Genomic DNA, 24,099 nt, shown 5'->3' with positions numbered 1-24,099 from the left:
TAGCCGTTCGAAGGTGCCGGTTCATGTCCGAAGATGGCGACAAAGGGTCACGCGGGCAATGCGGCGTCAGACCGCCGGCAGGACGAGCCGGGCCCTGAGGCCGCCCAGCGGCGAGCGCTCCAGCGTGAGGCCGCCGCCATAGAGCTTGGCGAGATCGACGACGATCGAGAGGCCGAGCCCGGAGCCCGGCGTCGTCTCGTCGAGCCTGCGGCCGCGCTTGAGGACCTCGGCCATGGCGTCGTCGGGGAGGCCCGGGCCGTCATCGTCGATCAGCAGCACGAGGCGGCCCTCCGGCGCCTGCGCGTCCGGCACCAGGGAGACCTGCACCTCGGTCCGCGCCCATTTGAAGGCATTGTCGAGCAGGTTGCCGAGCATCTCCTCGAAATCCTGTTTCTCGCCGCGAAAGCGGGCGCCGGCGGGCACGGTATGGCTGCCCTCGATCGCCCTGCCCTGCGCGATCTTCTCGAAGGTGCGGATCAGCGCGTCGAGCGAAGGAGAGATCTCGGAGGCTCCACCCAGGGCGCCCGACAGGGCAGCGGCCCGGGCCCGGTCAAGATAATACTGGACCTGGTCGCGCATGATCGCGGTCTGATGGCGGACCGTCTGGGGCAGGACGCCCTGGCCGGCCTCGGCCTCATTCTGCATCACGCTAAGCGGCGTCTTGAGGGCATGGGCGAGATTGCCGACCTGGGTGCGGGCGCGCTCCAGGATCTCGCGATTGGCGTCGATGAGCTGGTTGAGCTCGCCCGCCAGCGGCGCCAGGTCCGGCGGATAGCGCCCGGCGATGCGCGTGCTCTCGCCGGTGCGCACGGTACCGACCGCCGCGCGCAGGCGCGCCAGCGGGCGCAGGCCGAAGCGGACCTGGGCGATGGTCGAGGCGACGAGGGCGAGGCCGAGGAAGAGGAAGGTCAGGGTCAGGGCGAAGCGGAAGTCGCGGATGTCGCCTTCGATCTCGTCGGCTGGCGCAGCGACACCGACGGTGAAGCGGCCATCCTCGCCGACATCGATCTCGCGCTCGAGCACGCGCAGACGCCGCTCATCCGGCCCCGAAATATAGCTCTCGCGCAGGCCGCGCGCATTCGGCGGCAGGTTCTGGTCGAGCAGCTTCGGCAATTGCCCGCCGACGAGGGAGCGCGAGGTGCGCACCGTCGGACGCTCGCCGTCGAGCCGGATGATCTGCCAGTACCAGCCGGAGAGCGGCAGGTCGAAGCGCGGCTCGCCGAGGTCGCCGATCGCCTGCCGTTCGGCCTCGGGGGGAGCCGCGAGATCGGCGACAAGCTCCTTGATGTAGACGCTGAGGCGTTCGTCGAAGCCGCGCTCGGCCGAGCGGCGATAGAAGGTGGTGAGTCCGAAACCCGCGAGGATCAGCACCAGCGCGCAGCAGATGGCGGCCGAGATGAAGAGCCGGGCGCCGAGCGAGAAGCGCTGCCGCGTGACCGGCATGACCGGCCTCAGGCTCTAGAGCGGGATGCGAAAAAGTGGGAACCGGTTTTTCGCATAGATCCTGCTCTAACTCTTTGATGAGAGACGGATTCAGATTTCAGTTGGAAACACAAGATGTTTCCAACTGAAATCATCCGGCTTTCGCGGCGGCGATGTAGCCGAGGCCGCGCACGGTCTCAATGACGTCGACGCCGAGCTTCTTGCGCAGGCGGCCGACGAAGACCTCGATCGTGTTGGAATCACGGTCGAAATCCTGGTCGTAGAGATGCTCGACCAGCTCGGTGCGCGAGACGACGCGGCCCTGATGATGCATCAGATAGGCGAGCAGCCGATATTCGTGCGAGGTCAGCTTGACCGGGTTGCCGTCGACGACGACGCGGCTGGCACGCGTATCGAGGCGGACCGGGCCGCAGATCAGCTCGGCGGTCGCATGGCCGGCTGCTCGGCGCAGCAAGGCGCGGACGCGGGCGAGCAATTCCTCGATATGGAACGGCTTGACGACGTAGTCGTCGGCGCCGGCGTCGAAGCCGGAGACCTTGTCGCTCCAGCGATCACGCGCCGTCAGGATCAGCACCGGCATGGTCTTGCCGGCCCGGCGCCAGCCCTGCAGCACGGCGACGCCGTCGACCTTCGGCAGGCCGAGATCGAGGATCACTGCGTCATAGGGCTCGGTCTCGCCGAGATAGAGCCCTTCCTCGCCGTCAAAAGCCTTGTCGACGGCGTAGCCGGCGTTCTCCAGCGCATTGACGATCTGGCGGTTGAGGTCCTTGTCGTCCTCGACGACGAGCAGTCGCACGGCGGCTTTTCTCCGATTGCGGATCAGGAACGGGGAATAGCGGAACTAGCGGATATCCGCCACCTTACCCGAGGCGCCATCCAGCGTGACCCGGGCGACGCGGCCGTCGCGCTTCATCGTCGTCACCACATAGACGAACTCGTCGCCCTGGCGGCAGAGCCTGATCCGCAGGACTTCGCCGGGCGCAGCCTCGCGAGCATGGCGGGACGCCGCAGCGGGCTGCATGACCTTGCCGTCCGACACGGCCTCGCGCGTTTCTTCAGCGGACAGGCAGGAGATCGGCTGCGACGCATCGACCGTCTCCACCGGCGAAGCGACGGCGGTGACCAAAGCGAGCATCGCGGCAGCGGGGTCGAGCAGCATCATTGCTATGCGCTAGCCCTGTACGCGTGAATGCGCCATGAACATTGGCGTGAAAGGCACCGCTCAAGGCTAGCTCAGCGAACCGCGAGGAGTCCACGCCGCGGCAGCCCGGCCCCCGCAACAACGCTGAGTTGCGCCAGTTCGACGTCGAGCTCGGCCTGAGGGCTGCCGAAATCGGCAAGCTCCTGCGCCGCTTCGTAGAGCAGGATCGGCGCATCCACTTCGACGATCCTGACGGCATCGCCGCCAGTCCGGATCGTCACGCGATAGCGCTCGGTCTCCTCGCCGAGCGGCACCTCGACCACCTCCCAGGAATCGGCGTCGACGCGGCTGCGGCGGATCCAGCTCAGCGCCACGCCGGCGGGCGAGCGCCGAGCCTGTGGACGCACGGGCCCGAGCGGTCGCAACGCTGCGATCCCGACCGTCGTGGAGAGCTCGCGCATCGACGCCGAGGCGACATCGGCACTGGGCGGCCCGATCCGGTAGCGGAGTTGCCGGCCAACATCGTCAAGGCTCGTCGTCAGCGGAACCGCCGCACCGTCGAGCACGACCACGCGCGCTCCCGGAGCCAATGTCCGTACCGACGCCGGTTCCGAACCGCCGAGCCCGCGTACCATCTGCGACAGCCGGAAGGTCCGCGTGCCGGTCAGCTCGACTCGCGCCGCCGTCACGATCTCGATCTCCCCGGCCGGGTCGATGAAGGCGAGCGCATTGGCCCCTGTGAGGGCGGCCTCCGGCGCAACCGAGGCGAGGTTGCCGCCGCGCAGGCGAACCTCGACCGATGCCTGCCGATCGGTCCGCCAGAGCGGCCCCGGGGCGAGCGCGGTCAAGGTTTCGCCCATGATCGACGGCGCCGTGACGATGCCGGTCAATGCGAACGGCAGGCCCTCGGCGGCCCGCCAGATCGCAAGCCCTCCGGGCCAGGGGTCGGCGAAGGCCGCCAGTGATTGCAGCGGAGGCGGCGTTTCCCGCACGATCGGAAAATCGAGGATCAACGCATCCGGCCGTCCTGCGATCCGAGGCGTCACCTTCGGGGGACGCTCGCCGTCCGGCGCTCCGGCCGGCGCACCGCGATAGATCGCCGGCTCAACCGACCGCGCGCTGGCGCGTCGCGTCGGGCCGTCGCTGATCCGCGTCAGCCGGAACAAGCGCGGCTGGCCCGCCACGGCGAGCGAGACGACATCGCCCGCCTCCAGGCCGATGCAGCGCGGCGACAGCTCCAGTTCGAGCGTTTCCCGGCCCGCCCAGATCTCCTGCAGCCGAAGATCGGCGAGGCGCTGCCCCTCCGCGCGCCGGGTGACCATGGCGAGTTCGATGGCGCTCTCACGTCGCGCCGCCCCGACGAGACGACGCGAGCGCGCTGTGACCTGGCGATAATCGTTGTTTCCGTCGATATGGACGAGGCGCAATTCACGCGGCAGCTCGCTCTCCTGCGCCCGGCGCAGTTCAAAGGGCTGCCAGTCCCGATCGAGCACGAGATCATCCGCCGACAAGGCTCGCGCGATCGTCGCGGCGCGGCCGCGGAAGACGAGCCGGCCGGAGGACATGATGGCGTCGAACCCGAACGTCTGGGCGAGCGGTTCGAGCACCTGCCGTGCCGAGAGCGGCCGATCGAGGACATAACCATCGACGAAGCCGTCGATCGCGATCTCGTCCGGCGCCGGCAGGCCGTAATCGGCCAGGACCGCGTGCACCAGCCGATCGAGCGTCACGCCCTCGAGGCGGCCGTTGATCCAGTGGCCGCTCTCGTAGTTCGTTCCGTCGGCCCAGACCGAGGTCAGATCGGGAAAAGCCGGGAACGGCCTGGCGTCCCAGGTCCAGGCGAAGACGTTGGCCGGATCGACCATGCGCGCACCCAGCGACGGCGCTATCGGGTTGCGCAGCGGATCGAAACCCGGAAGCGCAGGATCGAAGCCGGACAGGATGGCCTCCAACCCGCGGGCCTGGACGAGGTCATCGCGCGCCCTGGTCGAAAAATGCGGATAGCCGCCATCGACCGACTTGGGATCGGGAAAGACGTTCGGGGAGTTGCCGCCCTTGTCGACGGCAGGCAGGCCGACCTCGGTCAGCCAGATCGGCTTCGAGCCCGGCAGCCAGGCGGTCGCGCCGATCTCCGCGCCGGCAAAGCGCTGGACATGCCAGTTCGACCACCAGTTCGGCAGATCCTTCTGCCGGAAGACCCAGGATTTGCCATGGGCGCCATCGGTGATCGGCAGGCGCGTCTGCGCCTCGCGGCCGGATGGATTCGCATAATACCAGTCGTAGCCCTCGCCGGAGGTCAGGCGGCTGCGCAGATAGTCGACATCGGCGGCGCCCCGCGCAATGGCGAGATCGGCATGGTCGGGCGTGTCGCGCCAATCGGAGAGCGGCGCATAGTAGTCGATGCCGATCGCGTCGATATGGGGGCTGGCCCAGAGCGGATCGAGCGGAAACCGTACCTCCAGCCCGCCATCGCGGACATGGGCGCCATATTCGGTCCAGTCCGCCGCATAGGTCAGCTTGGTCGGCGGCGGCAGGATCGTGCGGACCTCGGCCGCGAGCGCCATGAGGCCGTCGACCATCGGATAATGGCCCGAGGCGCCCCGCACCCGCGTCAAGCCGACCAGTTCGGAGCCGATGATGAAGCCCTCGACGCCGCCGGCCGCCTTGGCGAGCATGGCTGCATGCAGGACAGCACGGCGAAAGCTCCACTCGCCCGGCCGCGCGCAGACGATCCTGTCGCCGTCCAGGGAGAAGTCGGCCGCCGTCGCCGCGCCCAGGAAACTCGAGATCTGGCTCGTGGCGGCCGAGGTGCCGTCAGGCGACCCCGGTCGACCAGGAGCCGGCGAGCAGGTGATGCGGCCGCGCCAGGGATAAGGGGGTTGGTAGGGGTTGCCAGTATGCGGATCGGGCAGCGCGTTGTCGGCCGGCACATCCATCATCACGAAGGGGTAGAGCACCACTTCGAGCCCGTGGGTGAAGCGCAGCCGGCGGATCAGCGCGATCACGCTCTCGTCCGAAGGGGTGCCGCCATAGGCCGGCCTGCCATTGAACTGGCTGACGATGCGCGCGCTCGCCCGATCGAGGCCCGCGACGGACCAGGACGAGACGGGAGTGTTCTTGTCGAAGATCTCGACGCGTGGCGCGATAGTGCAGGAGCCGGCGCGCAGGTCGTCGCCGAACCAGCTGACGACCAGCGAGATGCGCCGGAGAGAAGGACAGAGCGCCAGCAGATGCGCGATCGCCCCGTCGATGTCGGTGGGGCTGTGCAGCTGATGCCGGTTCTCGGCGATGTTGATGCCGGCTTCGGGCTCCTGGTTCACCAGGGTCGGCTGGTAGATGAACTCGCTCGCTCCGGGGATCACCGTCACGGCCTTGATCATCTGGCCGAGCCCCGGCACGGCGCGCACGACCTCGAAGGAGAACTGCGGCACCCGGTTATGGTAGTCGGTGAGCGGGAAACGCTCGAACACGACATAGGCTGTGCCGCGATAGGCCGGCGCCGCGCCTGCCTCCTTGGCGGCGATCAGCGGGTCGGGTTCCTGGCTTTCGGCGCCGAGATGAATGCGCAGCGACACCGTGTTGAAGTCGATCTCGCGCCCGTCGGCCCAGATGCGCCGTACGAAGGCGATCGGCCCCTCGCAGATGGCGACCGCGAAGTTGGCGTAGTAGCTGTAGGTGGTGTCGTAGGTTTTCTGCGCCTTCTGGCCGCCCTTGCCGCCGGTCTTGGTCCGGGTGACGGTGGTCGTCACCTCCTCCTCGAAACGCGTCGCCCAGATCAGCTGGCCGCCGAGCCTGGCCCGCCCGTAGACCCGCGGGATCGGCGCTCCCTCGGTCGAGGTGAGGCCGTCGATCTCTTTCAGCCGCGGGCCCTCGACGATACGCGAGCCGCCACCGCCGCCGAGCAGGCTCTGGTCGAGGCGGGCGCCGGCGATCGCTCCGAGCGAACGGCCGATCATGGCGCCGAACGGCCCACCGACGGCGGCGCCCAGCGCCGAACCGGCGACCTGCATAACGAGCGTGGCCATCAGAGGTCGATCTCCGGAAAAGCGAATGCATGGCTGAGATGGCGCCGCCACCAGCCGGTGAAGGCGACCTCGCTGACCGCCGCGCCGTCATGGGCGTGCAGGATGCGGTCCGGCTCGACGAGAACAGCGCAATGCGCCGCCGGCAGATGCCCGCGCCAGCGAAAGAGCAGCACGTCGCCGGGGCGTGCGTCCCGGGGATCGAGCGGTCGAAGATGGCGCTCCGCCGCCAGTGCCAGCGTCTCGCCCGAGCCCTGCTGAGCCCAGTAAGGCGAATAGGCCGGCATCTGCTCGGGCTCCTTGCCATAGAGGTCGCGCCAGACGCCGCGCACCAGTCCGAGACAGTCGCAGCCGACCCCGCGCAGCGAAGCTTGGTGATGATAGGGCGTGCCGAGCCAGCCGCGCGCTGCCGCAACGACGCGCCCCCGAGGCGTCCTGGCGTCCGTCATCGGAACAGGCTCCCGCCGTCGAACGGACCGGCGCCAGGATTGCCCGCGCCGACGCCACCGATGATGAAGTCGTTCCCGGGCAGATGCGGGAAGCCGCGGAAGTTGACGCCGTTGCCCAACTTGCCCAGGCAGGTGGCGAAGCGCTTGTCGCAGCCCGCCTGCGCGGTGAACCCGTCGCCGAGCGCGATCGGCTGCGGCGCCGCCTGCCAGAGCTGTAGCGCCACCGTGCCGCCATCCACGCTATGATTGCGGATCTCGGTGGCGAATCCGATGTTTCCACCTGTGGTGAAGACCAGCCGCCCGCCGGTGAGATAGCCGTCGCCGTAACTGGCGAGCCCCGGCGCGACGATCGCCAGCCGTCCGTCGGTCGCGGCGACTGTCGCCGTGGACGAGCTCGGGGTGACGCCGCAGCGGGCATCGCCGAGATCGGCCGAGCAGGTCGCCATATAGAGCCGGCCGCGCTCGTCATCGAAAGCCTTGCCGAGCCCCCGGACCTCGGCGGTGAAACTGCTGTCGCTGCGCTTCACCTCGCCGACGAAACCTGTCTCCAGCAAGGTGCGCTGGCTGGAATCGGTCCAGTTGACCAGCCAGAGCGCGACACGGGCATCGTCGTAGAGGCCGCGCGACAGGTCCATCTCGCTCAGCCCGTTCGCCGCCAGGGCGCCGAGCACCTCGCCGCCACTGGTCGCGAAGCCGAGCTCGGAGCTGGCCTCGGCCGCTTCCAGACCGGCATTGGCGCGGAACAGGATGCCGCCGAAGGACAGGTCGCGGTCATGATCGGTGAAGCCGAGCACTGCGCCGTCGCGACGGGTCAGGCTCCAGCACCGGCAAAGCGTGGTCGCCTCGCCGGCAACATGCGCGGCGAGCCCCGGGGATAAAGTCCGCATGGTGAGCCTTTAGTCGGCGATCTCGACAATCGGGATCTTGGGGATGTCGCCGGCCTCGAAGGCCGACAGGTCGACCTCGATCGCATCGGTGTCGAAGCGCACCGGGACGTCGAAGGCGAAACCGGCACTGACGACGGCGCCGGCAGGCGGAGCCTGGCCGACGGCGAAAGTGAGCAGTCCGCTGGCGTGATCGCAGGAGACGGCCGCCGGCTGGGCCTTCACGACGCCGTCGACCGCGATCAGCACCGAACCAGCGACTGGCTTGGTGATGCGGCGGACATAGGGCGCGTGCAGGCCGCCATAGAGCTTGCAGAGCTGGAAGACCCGCGTCGCGCCGTCGCCGACGCCGATCTGCTGATCGCTCGCCGCGGGCGCCCCGGACGGGGTGCAGCTCTTCCAGTCGAGCCGGTCGCGCCAGCGGAAACCGTAGAGCCGGCCGCGCCGCTCCTCGAAGAAGGCGACGACCTCGGCGAGCGCATCGAGGGTGCGGATGCCGAAGCCGGCATCGTAGCGGCGCCGCGAATGCGCCCAGCGGCTGTTGCGGACCTCGCGGCCCGAGGCCAGCGTCACCACCTGCGTGAGCCGCTCTGGCCCGCCACTGGCGCCGCGGGCGATCCCGGTCGGGAAGCGCACCTCGTGGAAGCCGCTCATGCCGCCCCTCCCTGTCCTGTCATGCTGCGGGTCTCAAAGCGCGCGGTTGCCGCGCGCCACAGCTCGCGCGATCGCCGCCGAGACCTGCGCCTCGGAGCGGCGGAAGCTGTCGGCATCGGGCGTCGAGACCTGGACGGTCACGCTGACCGGACGCCGCTCGCCGCCACCGCCGGCCCGCACGCCGAGCTTGCCATCGGGGCCACGCGAGAGCGGCATGATCGCCTCCGTGCCGCGTTCGCCCATCAGCCCGAGCCCACGGCCCATGGCGAAATAGGACGGCGCAGCGACAACGCCGCCATCGGCGAAGGGCGACACGGGCAGGCCGCCGCCACCGCCCGTGCCGCCGGTGAAGAGACCGGCCAGGCTGTTCACGCCGGAACCGAGCCAGCTCGAGATCGCGCCCTGCAACGGCTTCAGCGCCGATTTCAGCAGGCTCTGGCTCAGCGAGGTGCCGATGCCGCGCAGCACGTCCTCGAAGCGCTTGCCCTCGACAATGCCGCTGGCGAAGGCCGTGGTGATCGACTTGCCGAAGGCCTGCGCCGACTTGGCCAGGCTCTGGGTCAGCGTGTTCAGCGAACGCATGCCGCCGGCATCGAAGGAGGTGCCGGTGGAGGAGGAATCGTCTTCGTCAGCCATCGGCACAGCCTTTCCAATCGTCATCACGGGAAGCAGGGGTCCGGATGAGCCCGCATCAGCGCATCCAGCGTCGTACGCGACGGCGCTTCGACCGCCTGAGGCGGCCGATGGGCCTCGATCGCCACGAGGATTTCGTGTGGGCTCGCCGCCCAGAAGGCGTCCGGCGTCCAGCGCAGGCGTCCGAGCCCGAAGGCCATCACCTCGCGCCAGGGGAAAGGAACCGCCGCCGGCGCGCCTAAGCTGCCGGCGGCGTCGGAGGGCGGTCTTCACCCCCCTGCCCCGCCGGAGCGAAGGTGGCGTCGAGCAGGGCGATCGCGGCGGCGATGGCGCCGTTGAGCCCGCCATCGAAGGAGAGTGCCGCGACCTCGTCGGTGGCCAGCGTGCCGCCGGCACCGCGTAAGCCAGCCGACAGGATCCTGGCGATGTCGCGGGCCGAGAGCCGCCCGGCGATGAAGCGCTCGCCCAGCGCCGGCAGGTTCTCGACCGAAAAGGCGTCCTCGAGCTCGGCGAGCGCGCCGAGGGTGAGCCGCATCGGCAGCGCCCGCCCCTCAACCATCAGGGCGACCTCGCCCCTGTAGCGATTGACCATGAGGGCGCTCCTCAAGCCAGGGTGAAGCTGAGCTGGCCGGCCGATTCCAGCGACAGCTCGAAAGTAACCTCGGCGGCATGATCGCCACGGTATTCGAGTGTCGAGAGCTGGAACGGCCCGGTGATCGTGCCGAAATCGGGCACGATCACCTGCCAGTCGCGGATCACGCCGTCGAAGAAGATCTGACGGACCAGCGCGTCCGAGGCCTCGTCCTTGAAGATGCCGGCGCCGCTGATGCTGGCGCGGCGCATGCCGGCGCCGGCCAGCAGTTCGCGCCAGCGCCCGGCCGACTCGGCATGGGTGACGTCGACCGTCTCGGCGTTGAAGGCGATCTGGCGGGCGCGCAGGCCCGCCACGGAGACGAAGCTGCCGCCGGCATCGGCGACCTTGAGCAGCAGGTCCTTGCCTTTCTGGGCAGGCATGGGCGGGTCCTTTCGTGCTGTCAGAGCGCCTCGGTGACGGCCCGGAAGGTCAGCGTCACGGTCGGCAGATGGGTCTTGGGATCGCGGGCCAGCTTCGAAGACAGCCAACCGAGGTTGACCAGCCGGTGGCCCTCCGGTGCAAGCGCGGCGCCTTCGAGGCTCGCGACGATGTGCGCAGCCGCCTCGAGCGCCTTTCGCGAGGAGGCGCTGTCCCCCGCCCAGACGACGAGGGAGAGCTTCTGCTCGCAGCCGCGATCGCTGCCGGTCGACCAATCCTCGGCCGTGACCTCGCCATGGACGACGTAGAGCCCGGCCAGGGCGCGCGGCGGCTCGTCATGCAGGCGCCCGGCTCCGATCAGCGCCGTCAACCCGGCATCGGCGGCAAGATGCGCATGGATGGCCCGCCGCAGCGGCAGGATGGCGTCGCTCATCGGCTCACCTCCTCGACCAGGCAGACGAGGCGCCGGCGGCCGCCATCGAGATCGCCGACCGCGCGGATGTCGAAGACCTGCTCGCCGTCACGCAGGCGCTGGCCGGAATCGACGCCGGCACGCCAGCGCAAGGTGATGCGGTGGCTCGCCGCCTGCTCGGGCCGCTCACCGCGCCAGCGCTCATTGCCCGAGAGCCATTCGACCTGGGCCCAGACGGCAGCAACGGTCTCGAAGCCGCGCAACTGGCCGCCGGCCCCGTCCGGTGTCTCGACGGACGCCTCCAGCAGCAGGCGGCGGCGCAGCGCGCCGACCGGGCGGCCCTTGGTGGTCTCCCTGATCATCACAGCCTCACGCGGCGAAACGGGGCGACGAGCGCGGCGATCTCGGCGGGCAGCCGCGCCGCATCGCGGCTGACCACGTCGCCGCGATGCTCGAACCAGCGGCAGGCCAGCCTGAGCACGGCCTGCCGCAGCGGCGCGGGCACTATTTCGCGCGTCGCGCCGAAGCCGGCGACGAGATCGATCTCGATCGCGGCGCGGGCGCGGCCGGGCGCCGGGACCGGACCTGCGATCGCGATCAGCGGCGGATCGGAGCCTGCCACCAGCGCCAGTGCCGACGACACGACCGGTTCGGCAGCCCCGGAGGCGGGATGGACACGCGCGGCCGTGAGACTGCGCACCGGCGAGAGCGGCAAGCGAATCTCGCCACCTTGCGGCCAGGCGTCGAGAACGATTCGCCAGCCCTGCTGGATCAGCAGGCGGCCGGCGCCAGCCTCGATCATCAGCCTGGCCGCCGTGATCAAGGTGCCCAGCAATTCGTCCTCGTCGTCGGTGACGATCCGCAGGAAATCCTTGGCTTCCACCAGCGAGACCGGCTCGATGGCCGGCGGCGTCAGGGCGAGCGGCGTCATGCTCTCTCCTCTTTCGGGTTTGAATGGCGCCACCAATGCGCTATCGAGCTCGGCCCGACAGCGGAGGCGGTTCGATGCGTGGCAGAACGGCGATTGCACTGACGGCCCTGGCGGCGGCATTTGCCGCGCCCTGGCCCGCCTCGGCCGTGGTCGGCGGGCGTGAGGGCGGCCCCGTCGCCGGCGCGACCGTGATGGTCCTCAACGCGCGCGGCGGCGTCTGCACCGGTATCGTGCTGTCGCGCCGCGTCATCCTGACGGCCGCTCACTGCGCCGATTCCCGCGTCGACCTGCGCATCCACTGGCGCGAGAGAGGCGAGCCGGTCCTGGTCGAGCCGGCGGCGATCGCGCTGCACCCCGAATTCAACGCCAAGTCCGTCACCAATCGGCAGCGCTCGATCGACCTCGCGCTGGTCCGGCTCGCAGCGCCGCTGCCGGCGCAGTTCTCGACCGCGACGCTGGTAGATGGCGGCCTGCCGCGAGCCGGATCACCGGTCACGCTCTCAGGCTACGGCGTCGCGCGCGAGGGCGAGGCGAAGACGACCGGCACCTATCGTTCGGCCTCGCTTGCCACGGTCGAGCCTTACGGACCCGGCAAGGTCCTACTCTGGGCGGCCGATCCGGCGACCGGCGGCAAGCGACCAGGCGCCGGCGCCTGCCAGGGCGATTCCGGCGGGCCTATCGTCGTAGGCTCGGACGGCGTCGTCGCCGTCTCCAGCTGGTCGACCGGCCCGTCCGGCAAGCAATGCGGCCTGCTCAGCCAGGGCGTGCTCGTCGCACCCCAGCGCGGCTGGATCGATCGCACCTTGTCTGGCTGGGGCGAGAGCGCCGACTGGACCGGCGCGCCCTGAAGGCCTGCAGCTGCGAACAGCACTGGACTGCGCCGCAGCAAACCATACACTGACGCAATGGCAGCGATGATCTCGACCATGACCTCTTCGAAGCGCGCCGCGACCGTCGCGATAGCATTTTGCGCCGGCCTGCAGATGACTGCGCCGGCACAGGCCGTGATCGGCGGCGTGCAGTCGCGCGCGGTCGATGGCGTACGCGCCTCGACCTTGCGGGTCGAGACCAGTCGCGGCGAGCTCTGCTCCGGCGCTGCGATCTCCTCCGAGCTCGTGCTCACGGCGGCGCATTGCCTGATGACCGGCGGTGCGGTGCGCGTGATCAGCCTCGACAAGCGCTTCCGCAACCGCACGCACGCCGTCGCCGCCGTGCTGCCGCACCCGACTTTCGTGCCCGGCACGACGCCGCGCACCCAGCCGGGCGCCGATCTGGCGCTGCTGCGCCTCGCCTCGCCGCTTCCTGCCGATATCCAGCCGCTGACGCTCGGCAGCGGGCTGTGGCAGGGCGAGACCGTCACCATGGCCGGCTTCGGCCTCGCCTCCGAGAACAACAAGAAGACCGCGCGCACACTGCGCGAGGTGACGTTGGTCAACGCCGGCAACTACACCACCGCCAACACGGTCAAGGTGGCGGTCGATACCGAGAACCGCGGCGAGGTTCTCGGCGCCGGCGCCTGCCGTGGCGATTCCGGCGGACCGGTGCTGCGCGGCCCGGTCGGATCGCGCGATCTCGTCGGCATCGTCTCCTGGTCGAGCGGCCCCTTGAGCTCGCGCGTCAAGCTGATCTGCGGCGGCTTCACCGCGATCACCCCGATCAGCGACCACCGCGCCTGGATCGCCGAGGCGAGCGAGCGTCTGCTCAACTACGGCGACGAGCCGCGCCAGGCGGGCGAAAATGCCCGTCCGAACGCAAGCTACAGCTGGTGGTTCGGGCGCTGACGCAGCCGAAGCGAAGGCTCAGGCCGAGAACTTCAGCCCCTTGATCGCGGCGAAGTCCTGGACGCCACCGCCGACTCGCTTGGTCGTGTAGAACAGCACATGCGGCTTGGCGGAATAGGGATCGCGCAGGATGCGCACGCCCGCCCGGTCGACGACGAGATAGCCGCGCCGGAAGTCGCCGAAGGCGATCGAGACCGAGTCGGTCGCGATATTGGGCATGTCCTCGGCCTCGACGACCGGGAAGCCGAGCAGGGTCGCCTGCGCGCCCGCCGCGGCCGGCGGCTGCCAGAGGTACTGGCCGGTCGTGTCCTTGAACTTGCGCACCACGGCCTGCGTCTTGCGGTTCATCACGAAGCTGGCGTTCTGCCGGTAGCCGGCCTTCAGCGCATAGACGAGGTCGACCAGGATGTCGGACGGATTCGAGGCGGCGAAGGCGCCGGCAACGCCGGTCTTCAGCGTGCCGAGATTGCCCCAGCTCCAGCTTGCATCGGCGACGGTCGGATAAGCCAGGAAGCCCTTGGGCTTGTCGGCGCCGTCGCCAGTGACGAAGGCCGCGCCCTCCTGCTCGGCGAAGGCGCTCTCGACCTCCTCGGCGATCCACTGGTCGATGTCGACGATGGCGTCATCGAGCAGCGTCTGCGTTGCCGCCGGCATGGCATAGAGCTCCATCGCCGGGAAGGAGAGCTCGGCCAGCGTCGGCGTGCCGGTCTGGGGACGAGCCGCCGTCTCCGTCACCCAGCCTGAGGCCGGCCCGGTGGTCGAGAACGCCTTCTTGTAGGTGCCCGACGAGATCGTGCGCACCGTCGCGATCGAACGGATCGGCGAGACGGCGGCGAGGCGGCGCAGGATCTCGCCCTCGACGGTCGAGGGCGCGAGATAGCCGCCATCCGGGCCAGAGCCGGTCGACAGCGCCTTGGCTTCGAGCCGCTTCAGGCCGGTGGCCTCGCCATGACGGACATAGGACGCGAAAGCGGCCTTGTGCTCGGCCACCGCGGGATCGCGATCCTCCGTGGCGCCCAGCACCGGACGACGACTGTCGAGGCTCAGCCGGTCGAGCCGGCGGCGGGTCTCGTCGAGCGCGTCGTCGAGGCGGGCGAGTTTCTCGCCGGTCAGGACGTCGCCACCCATGCGGGTCTCGAGTTCGGCCAGGCGCTCGTCATTGGTGGAGCGATAGGCCTCAAGCGTGTAGCGCAGATCGTCATATATGGCGGCGGCCTCGCCGGTCGCCTTGGTCTCGGGAGCCTGGTTCAGCGCAGTCATGAATACTCCTGTGGTTCTGCGGCTTCAGGTGGATTTTCAGGCGAAGGCGGCCCGGCTGGGCGGCCGCAGCGCCTTGACAGCGCTGACCCGGGCCTGCGGCAGCATCGGGAAGGTGACGAGCGAGATCTCCCAGAGATCGACCTTCTCCAGCCGGCGCAGGCCGGTGCGCGGCTCGGTGCGGGCGCGCTGCGAGCGGAAGCCGATCGAAAGCCCGTCGACCGCGCCGTCGCGCATCAGCGCGTGCAACTCGCGGGCCCGCGCCACGGCGAGCGAGAGCCGGCCGCGGACATAAAGGCCGCGCGAATCCTCTCGCAGCTCGAGCCAGCGGCCGATCGGCTCGGTCGGATCATGCTGCCAGAGCATCCTGATGCCGCCGGCGCCGCGGCGGGCGAGGCTGTCGCGGAAGGCACCGGGCTCGACCACGTCCTTGCCGAGATCGGCGATGCGGAACAGGCTGGCATAGCCCTCGAAGGCGCCATCCAACTCGATCCTGGCCAATGGCTGTGCCAGGAACTTGGCCTCGCGCGCCAATGCCGGATAACGGGGCATCGCGGCGCTCATCGCGCCCCTCCCCGCCCGCCGCGGCCATTGGCGTCGAGCTGCCCGAGCGTCTCGAAGAAGCGGCCGAAGACGTCGCGCGGCTGGCGGCCAGGACGCGGCGCGGCCACACCCGATCTCACAGCTGCCGGAGCCGGCCTGGGCGGCGATTTGCCACCGGTCTTGCTCATGAATCCCCTCCGTCGTAGCGGGCGTTGAAGCGGGCGAATTCGCGCACGAACTCGTCGAAGCGCCGGTTGGCGGCGATCAGCTCGCGCAAGGCAAAGAGACCGAGCCCCGAGGCACAGAAGGCCCAGAGCAGCAGCGCGAGATGGCCGAGATCTCCGCGTGCAACGATGCCCGCGGCAGCTTCATCGAACGGGCTCATGACGACACCTCCCGGCGGCCATAGCCGACCGCCTCGCGTTTCTCGTCTTCGTTGAGGAACCCAGCTGCGGAGACCCGCCGCCAGAGCGATTCCCGCTCGTCCGCCAGCGCCTCGATCGCATCGAGATCGGGCTCGAGGGTGAGCGCATCGCCAAAGGCGGGGCCGAGCCACTGCGCCAGCGACTGCGCCGTGCGCCTGACCAGCGGGATCAACGTCTGACGCCAGAAGGCGCGGTTGGCCTCGGCGAAATTGGCATGGGTGTTGTCGCCGGGCAGGCCGAGCAGCAGCGGTGGCACACCGAAGGCGAGCGCGATCTCGCGCGCGGCGACACCCTTGGCGGCGACGAAATCGAGCTCAGCCGGCGACAAGGACAGCGGTTTCCAGTCGAGCCCGCCTTCGAGCAATAAGGGGCGGCCGGCATTGCGCGCGCCCTGGAAACCGTCTTCCAGCTCCTGCTTCAACCGCTCGAACTGCGCCTCGGTCAGCGTGCCGCCTTCCGGTCCGTCATAGACCAGTGCACCGGAGGGCCGCGCCGCGTTGTCGAGCAGCGCCTTGTGCCAGGCGCCGGCGGCATTGTGGACGTCGAGCGAGCAGGCGGCCGCCTCGATCGGCGAGAGGCCGTAATGGTCGTCGATCGGATGAAACAGCGACAGGTGCAGGATCGGCGGCAGCGCATCTTCGTCCTGGCGGAAGCGGATCGTCTGGGCGCCGACCGTATAGTCATAGCCTTCAGGCCAGCCGTCGCGGCCGGGCACCACCCGCATCCGGTCGGGCCGAAGCGCATAGAGTTCGCGTGGCTCGCGACCAATGCTCACCGCCTCGACATAGGCGTTCCCGGCGACGAGCAGATGGCCGTAGAGCATTTCGCGAAAGGCGATGCCGCCCTGGCGTGGATTGGGCCGATCTATCAGCGCCAGCGCCGGATGCTCCGGCACCTCACGCTCGCCGACCTTGGCGATCAGCTGTGTCTGCGCCGCCGCCTCGGCGATCAGCCGGACGCAGCGATGCACCACCGGATTGCGCTGATAGCCCTCGCGCGACAGGGCGCCATAGTCGCGCGGCGTCCAGACCGGGCGGCCGGCCTCGTGCAAGGCAATCAGCGGACCGACCCGCGATCGCTTCTGTTCCGGCGCGGCGTGGCCGCGCAGGTTGCGAAGGAAATTGAACATGGATGTCTCGCTGTGAAGCGCACGTCATGCTCGGCCTTGAGCCGAGCATCTCATGCAGGATGGTCCCGAGATTCCCGGGTCTGCGCTACGCTCCGCCCGGGAATGACGGCCAGATCAGAGTCCCCTCACCCGCGGCCGTCCCTTCGGCCCGAGCATCAGATGCGTCAGCGCCCAGACCAATGCGTCGAGCCGGTCGGGTGAGCGGCCGGAGCTCAGGCCGGTCGGGCCGAAATCGCACATCTCATCCTCCAGCGCCGGAAACGCGCCGGCGTGGCGCACACGGCCCTGCGCATAGAGCGCCGCCACTGGCTCGGCCCGCAGGAATTTGCCGCGCGAAGCCCGGACCGGCGTCACCGGCACGCCGGGATCGACCTCGCGGATGACGCTCGTCGCCATCTCGCCGCCCTGGTTGACCTCGACGACCAGTGCATCAGCCTCAAGCCGGCGATAGAGCGCGACGGCGGCTTGCGCCCATTCATGCGGCTTGGCGCCGGCAAGCGTCGCATCCGCCAGCACATGACCGATGCCGTCGCGATCGATTCCGGCCGAGACGAGCCCGCAGGAATCCGCCCGCTTCGACGAGGAGGCCGGCGGATCGATCGCCACCACGATCCGCGCCAGCGGCGGCGCGTCCCGCTCCCGGCACTCTTCGATCAGCGCCCGGCTCCAGAGCGCATCGGCGCTCTCCTCGACGATCTCGCCCTCGAGCTCCTGCCGACCGAGCCGCGTGCCGCCATAGGCTTGGCTCACGCTGTCGAGAAAGCTCGGCGCCAGGTTGAAACGGTTGGCGCTGGTCGCCGCCCGGCTGACGGCGACACGCGGATCGTCGAGCAGCCGCTTGATCAGCGGCAGCGGACGCGGCGTCGTCGTCACCACTTGGCGCGGCCGGTCGCCGAGTCTGAGGCCGAGTTGCAGCATGTCCCAGGTCTCCTGAAGGTTCGGCCATTTCGCCAGTTCGTCGGACCAGGCGGCGCCGAACTGCGGCCCGCGCAGCCCTTCCGGGTCCTCAGCGGTGAAAACCTGCGCGATGGCGCCATTGCCCCATTCGAGCCGGCGCCGCGACGGCGACCAGATCGGCTTCTCCCAGCGATGATGGATCGCCAGCAGACCGGAGACGCCCTCGATCATCACGTCGCGGACCTGCGCCTGCGTCTCGCCGACAAGGGCGATGCGGCCGATGGGTTCGCTGGCGATCGGGGCCAACCCCAACGCCATGCCCTTGACCCATTCGGCGCCGGTCCGTGTCTTGCCGGCGCCACGGCCACCAAGGACAAGCCAGGTCCACCAGAGTGGTAGCCGACGGGATTTCTGGTCGAGCCGGCCCCAGAATGTCCATTCCTGCTCGACGTGCCTAACCAGTTCGGGGGGCAAGCCCGGCAGCAGCTTGAGGAACAGTTTCACCTGCGTGATCGGCGATAAGGCGTTCCATGCGTCGTGCCAGCTCTCGTCGCAATTCATCGACTCGGCGCAATCCTTCGGCGGGACTGGGGTCATCCTCGGACTTTCCTCCCTCCCCCATTGCGGTAGAATCCAGCGCGACCAGTTCGCGCACGGTGCGAGCCAGCGTCGCCAGCGTCTTGGCATCGACCTCGCTCGCAGCGGCGCCGGCCGGCAGCTCGGCAAGATGCGCCTCATGCGCTTCGAGCTGCGTCTGCGCCGCCTTCCAGAGCTTACTGATCACGGCCTTGCGGCCGCGCGGCGCAGGTCTGCGCTTCGCCGCCGGCAGGGCCAGGGCGCTTTCACCACTCTCGTCGGTCATCGGAAAACCTCGGCTCGGGCCGGACACGCAAAAGCCGCCGGCTGGGCAGCGCGGCGGCTTCGTTCGTCTCAGGCACAGTTCGTGAGCGTTCCTGATCTCTACCCGATCAGCGTCACGATGTCAAGGATAAAATTCCTATCCAACAGAGGCCTCACACCTCCGACTTCTCCACCCATTTGATCTGGGTCTGCGGCTGGTAGGCTTCCATCTGGCTAAGCAGCGCCGCCGGGTCGGTCTCCATCATCGCCATGTCGCGATGGGCCTGCCACATGAAGCCGGCCTTGGTGGTGTTGTCGAGGAAGGCGGCGAGCGGGTCGTAGAAACCATCGATGTTGAGGAAGCCGAGCGGCTTGCCGTGGATGCCGAGCTGGCCCCAGGTCCAGATCTCGAAGATCTCCTCGAAGGTGCCGATACCACCGGACATGGCGATGAAGCCGTCCGAGAGCTCGGCCATGCGCGCCTTGCGGATGTGCATGGTCTCGACCACTTCGAGCCGGGTCAGCCCATTATGGCCGACCTCCTTCTCGCGCAGCGCGCGCGGGATCACACCATGGACCTCGCCGCCGGCTTCGAGCGCGGCATTGGCGACGATGCCCATCAGGCCGACGGCGCCACCGCCATAGACCAGTGTCAGGCCGCGTTTGGCGATGGCCGCGCCCATGGCGCGGGCGCCCTCGGCATGGACGGGATCATGGCCCGGGCTCGAACCGCAGAAGACACAGACTGATTTCATGAGGCGAGTGCTTGCAAGATGCGGGCCCAGGAGCGCTGGCCCTTGTGGAAGGAGGACAGATCGTACTTCTCGTTCGGCGAATGGATGCGGTCGTCGTCGAGGCCGAAGCCGACGAAGAGCGTGTCAAGCCCGAGCGTGCGCTTGAAGTCGCCGCCGACCGGGATCGAGCCGCCGCTGCCGATGCTGACGACGCGGCCGCCCCATTCTTCGGCCAGAGCCTTGCGCGCCTTGTGCAGGACTGGGGAATCGACCGGCACGGCCAGCGCCGGCGAGCCGGAATGGCCAATGAACTCGGCCGTCACATCCTCCGGCAGCCGCTCACGCACGAACTGGTGGAAAGCGGCGGCGATCTTCACCGGGTCCTGGTCGCCGACGAGGCGGAAGGAGACCTTGGCCGAGGCCTTGGCGGGGATGACGGTCTTCGAGCCCTCGCCGGTATAGCCGCCCCAGATGCCGTTGACGTCGCAGGTCGGGCGCGACTGGATCTGTTCGATCAGCATGCGGCCGCGCTCGCCGATGGAATGCTTCAGCCCGACCTGGCCGAGGAATTCCTTCTCGGTCAGGTTGAGATCGGCCCATTCCGCCTTTTGCGCATTGGTCGGTTCGTGCACGCCGTCATAGAAGCCGGGGATGGTGATCCGGCCGGTCTGGTCATGGATCTCCGCGACGATCTTGGTCAGCACATGGATCGGGTTCGCGGCCGCGCCGCCGAACATGCCCGAATGCAGGTCGCGGTCGGCGGCAGTCAGCCTGACCTCCTGATAGACCATGCCGCGCAAGGTCGAGGTGATCAGCGGCGTGACGCGGTCCCACATGCCGGTGTCGCAGACCAGCGCAAAATCGGCCTTCAGCTCGGACGCATTGGCCTTGATGAAGCCCGGCAGGTTGACCGAACCGGATTCCTCCTCGCCCTCGACCAGGATGGTGAGGCCGATCGGCAGGTCGCCGGTCTCGGCGAGCGTCGCGCGCATGGCCTCGATGAAGGTCATCACCTGGCCTTTGTCGTCGCAGGCGCCGCGGGCGAGGATCACCTTGCGCCCCGGCTCGATCTCCTTGACGGCCGGCTTGAACGGGTCGTTGTCCCACAATTCGAGTGGGTCGACCGGCTGGACGTCGTAATGGCCGTAGAACAGCGCGTGCGGCGCGCCGGCTTTAGGCCGATGCGCCAGCACGACCGGATGGCCGCCGGTCTCGCGCAACTCAGCCTTGAAGCCGAGCCCTTCGAGATCGGCACGGAGCCATTCCGCCGCCTGGCGTGTCTGCGTATCGAAGGCCGGATCGGTCCCGATCGACGGAATCTCGAGCCAGGACGAGAGACGGGCCAGCGACGCGTCGAGATCGGCGTCGAGGCGGGAGAGGATGGCGGGAAGCTGGGACATGGGCGCTCACTGGAGGCTGATTCCGGTGGCGCCATCATGACCGTTCGCACAGCCTACGTCAGCCGGGCCGGCATGCACACCGGTCCAGCGCCAGCGACAGGAGCCGGACACCCTCAGGCCTTGGCGATCTCGGTCAGATAGTCGTCGGCGAAATCGGTCTTGATCGCGATCCAGAGCGGATGGTGATCCGACATCTGCCAGGTCCGCCATTTCCTGTAGAGCGCCTCGGGCGTCTTGGCCTTCGCCTTCTTCTCGGGATCCTCGGCCGGCATCGCCGCCTTGTAGATGGCGAGGTCCTCTGGGGTTTCGCGGAAAACGTCGGCATACATGTCGACCATGCCGCCCTTGAAGACCTTGAAGCGCTTGTCCTTCACCCGGACGGCCATCTGGTCGTAGTAGTGGTCGCCCTTCTTGCGGACCGTATCGCCGTCGATCTCGGGCGGAATGGCGAAGCCCTTGTCCTTCAGCGCCTCCATCGTCTCGTGCTTGGGGCTGACGACGTTGAAGTCACCGAGCAGGATGTAATTCTCGACATTGCCGGCGCGGTCCTTCTCCTGCTTGCTGGCCTTGTCCTGCCGCTCGGCAAAAAAGCCGACGAGCTTGCGGATTTCGTCGACGCGCTGCTTCAGCGCCATGCCGCTCGCCTCGCCGTAGTAGATGTGGACGGTGCACAGACTGAAGCGGAACCAGCCCGACTGGAAAGCGACGAGGAAGGGCGTGCGGGCGAACTGCTGCTTGACCTCGGTGAACTCGGCCTTGGTCGCCGCGGCGAGTTTAGCGGCGGCCGCCCCCTCGTCGAGCTTGTCGGCGGATTTCACCTTCTTGTGCGCGACGACGAGCTGCCCCTCGGGCAGGACGATCTCGCCCGCAATCTTGCGGAACCAGACCTTCTCGGTGTTGTAGACGAACACCATGCGCTCGTCGTTGCCGCTCGTGTCGGTCGCGATGTAATCCCATTCGCGGCCGAGGATGCGCATGATCTTTTCCAGCGCCGTCAGGTCGCGGTTGATCTCCTGAAGCGCCACGAGATCGAAAGCCGAGATCATCTCCGCGAGATAATAGAAGCTCTCGGGCAGGCGCGGCCCGAAGCCGAACTTGTTCGAGTCGAAGTCGCGGATGTTCCAGGTCGCGAGCAGTAGGGTTCCGTCGTTCTTGTTCGCTCGGACGGGTTCGAGGCTCGCCCTGATGGCGATCAACCTCTCGGCACAACGCTTGGCCGCGATCGGATCGAGCTTCGTCAGCGCTCGCAGGCCGGCATAATTGTTCGACATCGCCGCCCCCAGCTTCGACGAAGCGCGGCAGGCCCGAAGCAGCGAATGCTGACGGACCGCGCCGCAACCTTCGATTGCAGCGAGCCTCGCACAAGCTTGGAGAGCTGTCTATGACCGTGGGGCAGGCTGCCGGTTGTCTGCCGGCTACCGCCGCCCGCCCGTGAGCGAGCCGAGGACGCCGCGCAGGATGGCGTTGCCGACCTGCCGGCCGATCGAGGTTGCGGCCGAGCGCGCCGCCGAGGTGATGATCTTCTCGGTCATGCTCTGCGGCAGTGCTCCGCCGCGCGAACCCGGTCCGGTCTTCGGGCGCTGCTGGGGAGCCCCCCCGCCGAGCCAGCCGCCAATCGTGTCGAGGATGCCCCCGCTACCTTCGGTCGAGGCCTCCACTGGCGAGCCGTCGGGCTTCATTCCCTTGCGCTGCATCAGCGCCTCATAGGCCGACTCGCGGTCGACCATCGTGTCGTATTTACCGGTGAAGCCGGAGTCGCGCATGCACTGCGTCCGCTCCTGCGGCGTGACCGGCCCGACCTGCGCCATCGGCGGGGCGATCAGGCAGCGCTCGACCATGGTCGGCGAGCCCTTGCCTTCCAGCGTCGAGACGAGGGCCTCACCGACGGCGAGCTGGGTGATCGCCTGCTCGGTGTTGATCTTCGGATTCTGGCGGAAGGTCTCGGCGGCGGCCCTGACCGCCTTCTGGTCACGCGGGGTAAAGGCGCGTAGCGCGTGCTGGACGCGGTTGCCGAGCTGGGCCAGCACGGTGTCGGGAATGTCGAGCGGGTTCTGCGTGACGAAATAGACGCCGACGCCCTTCGAACGGATCAGGCGCACGACCTGCTCCACCGCGGTCAGTAGCGCCTTCGGCGCGCCATTGAAGAGCAGATGCGCCTCGTCAAAGAAGAAGACGAGCTTGGGCTTGTCGAGGTCGCCGACCTCCGGCAGCTGCTCGAACAGCTCGGAAAGCAGCCAGAGCAGGAAGGTGGCGTAGAGCCGCGGATTGGCCATCAGCTTGTCGGCGGCCATGATGTTGACGATGCCGCGGCCCTCGCGGTCGGTCTTCATCAGGTCGTTGATGTCGAGCGCCGGCTCGCCGAAGAACAGGTCGCCCTTCTGGTTCTCCAGCACGAGCAGCGCACGCTGGATGGTGCCGACCGAGGCGGAGGTGACGTTGCCGTATTTGGTCGTCAGCTCCTGCGCATTCTCGGCGATGAAGGCGAGGATCGCGCGCAGGTCCTTGAGGTCGAGCAGCAGCAGCTTCTGCTCGTCGGCGATACGGAAAGCGATGTTGAGCACGCCTTCCTGAGTGTCGTTGAGGTCGAGGAGGCGCGCCAGCAGCAGCGGCCCCATCTCCGAGATCGTGGCGCGAACCGGATGGCCCTGCTCGCCGAACACGTCCCAGAACACGGTGGTGAACTGATCCGGCTCGTATTTGAGGCCGAGCTCCTCGGCACGTTTGACGAAGGGCGGCTTGGAATTGCCGGGCGCGGCGATGCCGGAGAGGTCGCCCTTGATGTCGGCGGCGAAGACCGGCACGCCGTGCTTGGCAAAACCTTCCGCCAGCACCTGCAGGGTCACCGTCTTGCCGGTGCCGGTCGCGCCGGTGACCAGGCCATGGCGGTTGGCGAGCTTGAGCAGCAGCACCTCCGGCTTCTCGCTTTTGCCGATCAGGATCGTGCCGTCATCCGCCATGGTCGCGCCTGTTCCGTTGCCATAAGGTCGTGGAAACGGTGTAGCGAAACGAGAAGTTGGGCGGAAGCATGAAGATCGCTTCCATCCGAGATGGTTTATGTATAAACTATCTGCCGGAGCATTGCAGGCTCGACTTAAGAGGACCGCACGATGGACGAACTGATCTCCCGCATCATGGCTGCTTCCGGCCTCGACGAGTCGCTGGCGAAGAAGGCGATCGGCATCATCCTCGCCTTCCTGCAGAAGGAAGGCCCTGCGGCCGAGATCGGCCAGTTGATGGGAGCATTGCCGGGCGCTCAGGAACTCGCCGAAGCCGAAGGCGGCGCCAAGGGCGGGTTGATGGGCGCGATCGGTGGCCTGATGGGCGGCGGCGGCGGCGTGATGGCTCTCGGCGGCCAGCTGATGAGCGCCGGCCTGTCGATGGGCCAGATTCAGACCGTCTCGAAGGAGATGTTCGCGGTCGGCCGCGAGAAGGCGGGCGAGGACACGATGGGCGCGATCGTCGGCGCGATCCCGGGTCTCGGCCAGTTCGTCTGAGCCGGAACATCCTGCGCA

General features: G+C 68.5%; 27 protein-coding genes and 1 pseudogene. 3 read left to right on the top strand and 25 right to left on the bottom strand.

Going from position 1 to position 24,099, the window contains the following annotated elements:
• Positions 1 to 66: 66 nt before the first annotated feature.
• From ASE66_RS13515 to ASE66_RS13455, 14 genes and pseudogenes are all read right to left on the bottom strand, one after another.
• Entirely contained in the window at positions 67 to 1,443 is a 1,377-nt protein-coding gene (locus ASE66_RS13515) for a sensor histidine kinase (protein ID WP_057190148.1), read from the bottom strand.
• Between the two features lie 130 nt (positions 1,444 to 1,573).
• Positions 1,574 to 2,239, bottom strand: a complete 666-nt coding sequence (locus ASE66_RS13510) for a response regulator transcription factor (protein ID WP_057190147.1) — start codon at positions 2,237 to 2,239, stop codon at positions 1,574 to 1,576.
• A 45-nt stretch (positions 2,240 to 2,284) separates the two neighbouring features.
• On the bottom strand, positions 2,285 to 2,602 hold the full coding sequence (locus ASE66_RS13505; RefSeq protein ID WP_156412146.1) for a PepSY domain-containing protein: 318 nt from the start codon (positions 2,600 to 2,602) through the stop codon (positions 2,285 to 2,287).
• 74 nt (positions 2,603 to 2,676) lie between these two features.
• Positions 2,677 to 6,609: a glycoside hydrolase/phage tail family protein gene (locus ASE66_RS13500; protein ID WP_057190145.1), complete on the bottom strand. Its 3,933-nt coding sequence runs from the start codon at positions 6,607 to 6,609 to the stop codon at positions 2,677 to 2,679.
• Positions 6,609 to 7,055 (bottom strand): NlpC/P60 family protein, encoded by a 447-nt coding sequence (locus ASE66_RS13495; protein ID WP_057190144.1) that lies wholly within the window; start codon positions 7,053 to 7,055, stop codon positions 6,609 to 6,611. The genes ASE66_RS13500 and ASE66_RS13495 overlap by 1 nt, the downstream gene beginning before the upstream one ends.
• On the bottom strand, positions 7,052 to 7,942 hold the full coding sequence (locus ASE66_RS13490; protein ID WP_057190143.1) for a DUF2163 domain-containing protein: 891 nt from the start codon (positions 7,940 to 7,942) through the stop codon (positions 7,052 to 7,054). The genes ASE66_RS13495 and ASE66_RS13490 overlap by 4 nt, the downstream gene beginning before the upstream one ends.
• Before the next feature lie 9 nt (positions 7,943 to 7,951).
• A complete protein-coding gene (locus ASE66_RS13485; protein ID WP_057190142.1) occupies positions 7,952 to 8,593 on the bottom strand; it encodes a DUF2460 domain-containing protein in 642 nt (213 codons plus the stop codon).
• A gap of 33 nt (positions 8,594 to 8,626) precedes the next feature.
• Positions 8,627 to 9,229 carry a phage tail tape measure protein gene (locus ASE66_RS13480; RefSeq protein ID WP_057190141.1) on the bottom strand — a complete coding sequence of 201 codons (603 nt, stop codon included), beginning with the start codon at positions 9,227 to 9,229 and terminating at the stop codon, positions 8,627 to 8,629.
• A 23-nt stretch (positions 9,230 to 9,252) separates the two neighbouring features.
• A pseudogene (locus tag ASE66_RS31385) lies at positions 9,253 to 9,432 on the bottom strand (phage tail assembly chaperone); the annotation flags it as partial.
• Between the two features lie 32 nt (positions 9,433 to 9,464).
• Positions 9,465 to 9,818 carry a gene transfer agent family protein gene (locus ASE66_RS13475; RefSeq protein WP_057190140.1) on the bottom strand — a complete coding sequence of 118 codons (354 nt, stop codon included), beginning with the start codon at positions 9,816 to 9,818 and terminating at the stop codon, positions 9,465 to 9,467.
• A gap of 11 nt (positions 9,819 to 9,829) precedes the next feature.
• Positions 9,830 to 10,240, bottom strand: a complete 411-nt coding sequence (locus tag ASE66_RS13470; protein ID WP_057190139.1) for a phage major tail protein, TP901-1 family — start codon at positions 10,238 to 10,240, stop codon at positions 9,830 to 9,832.
• Between the two features lie 20 nt (positions 10,241 to 10,260).
• On the bottom strand, positions 10,261 to 10,671 hold the full coding sequence (locus ASE66_RS13465; RefSeq protein ID WP_057190138.1) for a DUF3168 domain-containing protein: 411 nt from the start codon (positions 10,669 to 10,671) through the stop codon (positions 10,261 to 10,263).
• Positions 10,668 to 11,012, bottom strand: a complete 345-nt coding sequence (locus tag ASE66_RS13460; protein ID WP_057190137.1) for a phage head closure protein — start codon at positions 11,010 to 11,012, stop codon at positions 10,668 to 10,670. Before ASE66_RS13460 ends, ASE66_RS13465 begins: the two co-directional genes overlap by 4 nt.
• Positions 11,012 to 11,581, bottom strand: coding sequence for a head-tail connector protein (locus ASE66_RS13455; protein WP_057190136.1), 570 nt, complete (start codon positions 11,579 to 11,581; stop codon positions 11,012 to 11,014). The genes ASE66_RS13460 and ASE66_RS13455 overlap by 1 nt, the downstream gene beginning before the upstream one ends.
• Positions 11,582 to 11,655: 74 nt before the next feature.
• Between ASE66_RS13455 and ASE66_RS13450 the strand changes: the two genes are divergently transcribed.
• Together ASE66_RS13450 and ASE66_RS13445 are read left to right on the top strand one after the other, a co-directional pair.
• Complete coding sequence (locus ASE66_RS13450; RefSeq protein ID WP_057190135.1) at positions 11,656 to 12,429, top strand: S1 family peptidase; 774 nt, start codon at positions 11,656 to 11,658, stop codon at positions 12,427 to 12,429.
• Between the two features lie 78 nt (positions 12,430 to 12,507).
• A complete protein-coding gene (locus ASE66_RS13445) occupies positions 12,508 to 13,362 on the top strand; it encodes a S1 family peptidase (RefSeq protein WP_082613451.1) in 855 nt (284 codons plus the stop codon).
• Positions 13,363 to 13,380: 18 nt separating this feature from the next.
• Here ASE66_RS13445 and ASE66_RS13440 read toward each other — a convergent pair whose 3' ends face one another.
• The 11 genes from ASE66_RS13440 to ASE66_RS13400 form a co-directional block, all read right to left on the bottom strand.
• The gene (locus tag ASE66_RS13440; protein WP_057190134.1) at positions 13,381 to 14,622 is read right to left on the bottom strand and encodes a phage major capsid protein; all 1,242 of its coding nucleotides are present in this window, start codon (positions 14,620 to 14,622) and stop codon (positions 13,381 to 13,383) included.
• A gap of 36 nt (positions 14,623 to 14,658) precedes the next feature.
• Positions 14,659 to 15,183 (bottom strand): HK97 family phage prohead protease, encoded by a 525-nt coding sequence (locus ASE66_RS13435; protein ID WP_156412145.1) that lies wholly within the window; start codon positions 15,181 to 15,183, stop codon positions 14,659 to 14,661.
• A complete protein-coding gene (locus tag ASE66_RS32095) occupies positions 15,180 to 15,350 on the bottom strand; it encodes a hypothetical protein (protein WP_156412144.1) in 171 nt (56 codons plus the stop codon). Before ASE66_RS32095 ends, ASE66_RS13435 begins: the two co-directional genes overlap by 4 nt.
• On the bottom strand, positions 15,347 to 15,547 hold the full coding sequence (locus tag ASE66_RS13430) for a hypothetical protein (RefSeq protein ID WP_057190133.1): 201 nt from the start codon (positions 15,545 to 15,547) through the stop codon (positions 15,347 to 15,349). Before ASE66_RS13430 ends, ASE66_RS32095 begins: the two co-directional genes overlap by 4 nt.
• Positions 15,544 to 16,716 (bottom strand): phage portal protein, encoded by a 1,173-nt coding sequence (locus tag ASE66_RS13425; RefSeq protein ID WP_057190132.1) that lies wholly within the window; start codon positions 16,714 to 16,716, stop codon positions 15,544 to 15,546. Before ASE66_RS13425 ends, ASE66_RS13430 begins: the two co-directional genes overlap by 4 nt.
• Before the next feature lie 114 nt (positions 16,717 to 16,830).
• Entirely contained in the window at positions 16,831 to 18,117 is a 1,287-nt protein-coding gene (locus ASE66_RS13420) for a DNA-packaging protein (RefSeq protein ID WP_244494907.1), read from the bottom strand.
• On the bottom strand, positions 18,068 to 18,475 hold the full coding sequence (locus tag ASE66_RS32090; protein ID WP_156412143.1) for a hypothetical protein: 408 nt from the start codon (positions 18,473 to 18,475) through the stop codon (positions 18,068 to 18,070). Before ASE66_RS32090 ends, ASE66_RS13420 begins: the two co-directional genes overlap by 50 nt.
• Positions 18,476 to 18,626: 151 nt before the next feature.
• On the bottom strand, positions 18,627 to 19,208 hold the full coding sequence (locus ASE66_RS13415) for a TIGR00730 family Rossman fold protein (RefSeq protein ID WP_057190131.1): 582 nt from the start codon (positions 19,206 to 19,208) through the stop codon (positions 18,627 to 18,629).
• Positions 19,205 to 20,587, bottom strand: coding sequence for a M20/M25/M40 family metallo-hydrolase (locus tag ASE66_RS13410; RefSeq protein ID WP_057190130.1), 1,383 nt, complete (start codon positions 20,585 to 20,587; stop codon positions 19,205 to 19,207). Before ASE66_RS13410 ends, ASE66_RS13415 begins: the two co-directional genes overlap by 4 nt.
• 113 nt (positions 20,588 to 20,700) lie before the next feature.
• Positions 20,701 to 21,858: an endonuclease/exonuclease/phosphatase family protein gene (locus ASE66_RS13405; RefSeq protein WP_057190129.1), complete on the bottom strand. Its 1,158-nt coding sequence runs from the start codon at positions 21,856 to 21,858 to the stop codon at positions 20,701 to 20,703.
• A gap of 144 nt (positions 21,859 to 22,002) precedes the next feature.
• Positions 22,003 to 23,544 carry a helicase HerA-like domain-containing protein gene (locus tag ASE66_RS13400; protein ID WP_057190128.1) on the bottom strand — a complete coding sequence of 514 codons (1,542 nt, stop codon included), beginning with the start codon at positions 23,542 to 23,544 and terminating at the stop codon, positions 22,003 to 22,005.
• A gap of 150 nt (positions 23,545 to 23,694) precedes the next feature.
• Here ASE66_RS13400 and ASE66_RS13395 point away from each other — a divergent pair, with 150 nt between their 5' ends.
• Complete coding sequence (locus ASE66_RS13395; RefSeq protein ID WP_057190127.1) at positions 23,695 to 24,081, top strand: hypothetical protein; 387 nt, start codon at positions 23,695 to 23,697, stop codon at positions 24,079 to 24,081.
• The last annotated feature ends 18 nt before the right edge of the window (positions 24,082 to 24,099 follow it).

It is taken from the genome of Allobosea sp. Root483D1, from assembly GCF_001429505.1.
GTDB lineage: Bacteria > Pseudomonadota > Alphaproteobacteria > Rhizobiales > Beijerinckiaceae > Allobosea.
This window is presented reverse-complemented; position numbering and strand designations above follow the sequence as displayed.

Excerpts from the sequence above, each read along its gene's own strand:
- ASE66_RS32095 (WP_156412144.1), bottom strand. The coding sequence starts at position 15,350 with ATGAGCAAGACCGGTGGCAAATCGCCGCCCAGGCCGGCTCCGGCAGCT.
- ASE66_RS13480 (WP_057190141.1), bottom strand. The coding sequence starts at position 9,229 with ATGGCTGACGAAGACGATTCCTCCTCCACCGGCACCTCCTTCGATGCC.
- ASE66_RS32090 (WP_156412143.1), bottom strand. The coding sequence starts at position 18,475 with ATGACCGACGAGAGTGGTGAAAGCGCCCTGGCCCTGCCGGCGGCGAAG.
- ASE66_RS13450 (WP_057190135.1), top strand. The coding sequence starts at position 11,656 with ATGCGTGGCAGAACGGCGATTGCACTGACGGCCCTGGCGGCGGCATTT.
- ASE66_RS13425 (WP_057190132.1), bottom strand. The coding sequence starts at position 16,716 with ATGTTCAATTTCCTTCGCAACCTGCGCGGCCACGCCGCGCCGGAACAG.
- ASE66_RS13475 (WP_057190140.1), bottom strand. The coding sequence starts at position 9,818 with ATGGTCAATCGCTACAGGGGCGAGGTCGCCCTGATGGTTGAGGGGCGG.
- ASE66_RS13400 (WP_057190128.1), bottom strand. The coding sequence starts at position 23,544 with ATGGCGGATGACGGCACGATCCTGATCGGCAAAAGCGAGAAGCCGGAG.
- ASE66_RS13455 (WP_057190136.1), bottom strand. The coding sequence starts at position 11,581 with ATGACGCCGCTCGCCCTGACGCCGCCGGCCATCGAGCCGGTCTCGCTG.
- ASE66_RS13440 (WP_057190134.1), bottom strand. The coding sequence starts at position 14,622 with ATGACTGCGCTGAACCAGGCTCCCGAGACCAAGGCGACCGGCGAGGCC.
- ASE66_RS13515 (WP_057190148.1), bottom strand. The coding sequence starts at position 1,443 with ATGCCGGTCACGCGGCAGCGCTTCTCGCTCGGCGCCCGGCTCTTCATC.
- ASE66_RS13495 (WP_057190144.1), bottom strand. The coding sequence starts at position 7,055 with ATGACGGACGCCAGGACGCCTCGGGGGCGCGTCGTTGCGGCAGCGCGC.
- ASE66_RS13490 (WP_057190143.1), bottom strand. The coding sequence starts at position 7,942 with ATGCGGACTTTATCCCCGGGGCTCGCCGCGCATGTTGCCGGCGAGGCG.
- ASE66_RS13395 (WP_057190127.1), top strand. The coding sequence starts at position 23,695 with ATGGACGAACTGATCTCCCGCATCATGGCTGCTTCCGGCCTCGACGAG.
- ASE66_RS13460 (WP_057190137.1), bottom strand. The coding sequence starts at position 11,012 with ATGATCAGGGAGACCACCAAGGGCCGCCCGGTCGGCGCGCTGCGCCGC.
- ASE66_RS13405 (WP_057190129.1), bottom strand. The coding sequence starts at position 21,858 with ATGTCGAACAATTATGCCGGCCTGCGAGCGCTGACGAAGCTCGATCCG.
- ASE66_RS13500 (WP_057190145.1), bottom strand. The coding sequence starts at position 6,609 with ATGGCCACGCTCGTTATGCAGGTCGCCGGTTCGGCGCTGGGCGCCGCC.
- ASE66_RS13465 (WP_057190138.1), bottom strand. The coding sequence starts at position 10,671 with ATGAGCGACGCCATCCTGCCGCTGCGGCGGGCCATCCATGCGCATCTT.
- ASE66_RS13485 (WP_057190142.1), bottom strand. The coding sequence starts at position 8,593 with ATGAGCGGCTTCCACGAGGTGCGCTTCCCGACCGGGATCGCCCGCGGC.
- ASE66_RS13435 (WP_156412145.1), bottom strand. The coding sequence starts at position 15,183 with ATGAGCGCCGCGATGCCCCGTTATCCGGCATTGGCGCGCGAGGCCAAG.
- ASE66_RS13445 (WP_082613451.1), top strand. The coding sequence starts at position 12,508 with ATGACCTCTTCGAAGCGCGCCGCGACCGTCGCGATAGCATTTTGCGCC.
- ASE66_RS13430 (WP_057190133.1), bottom strand. The coding sequence starts at position 15,547 with ATGAGCCCGTTCGATGAAGCTGCCGCGGGCATCGTTGCACGCGGAGAT.
- ASE66_RS13505 (WP_156412146.1), bottom strand. The coding sequence starts at position 2,602 with ATGCTGCTCGACCCCGCTGCCGCGATGCTCGCTTTGGTCACCGCCGTC.
- ASE66_RS13470 (WP_057190139.1), bottom strand. The coding sequence starts at position 10,240 with ATGCCTGCCCAGAAAGGCAAGGACCTGCTGCTCAAGGTCGCCGATGCC.
- ASE66_RS13410 (WP_057190130.1), bottom strand. The coding sequence starts at position 20,587 with ATGTCCCAGCTTCCCGCCATCCTCTCCCGCCTCGACGCCGATCTCGAC.
- ASE66_RS13415 (WP_057190131.1), bottom strand. The coding sequence starts at position 19,208 with ATGAAATCAGTCTGTGTCTTCTGCGGTTCGAGCCCGGGCCATGATCCC.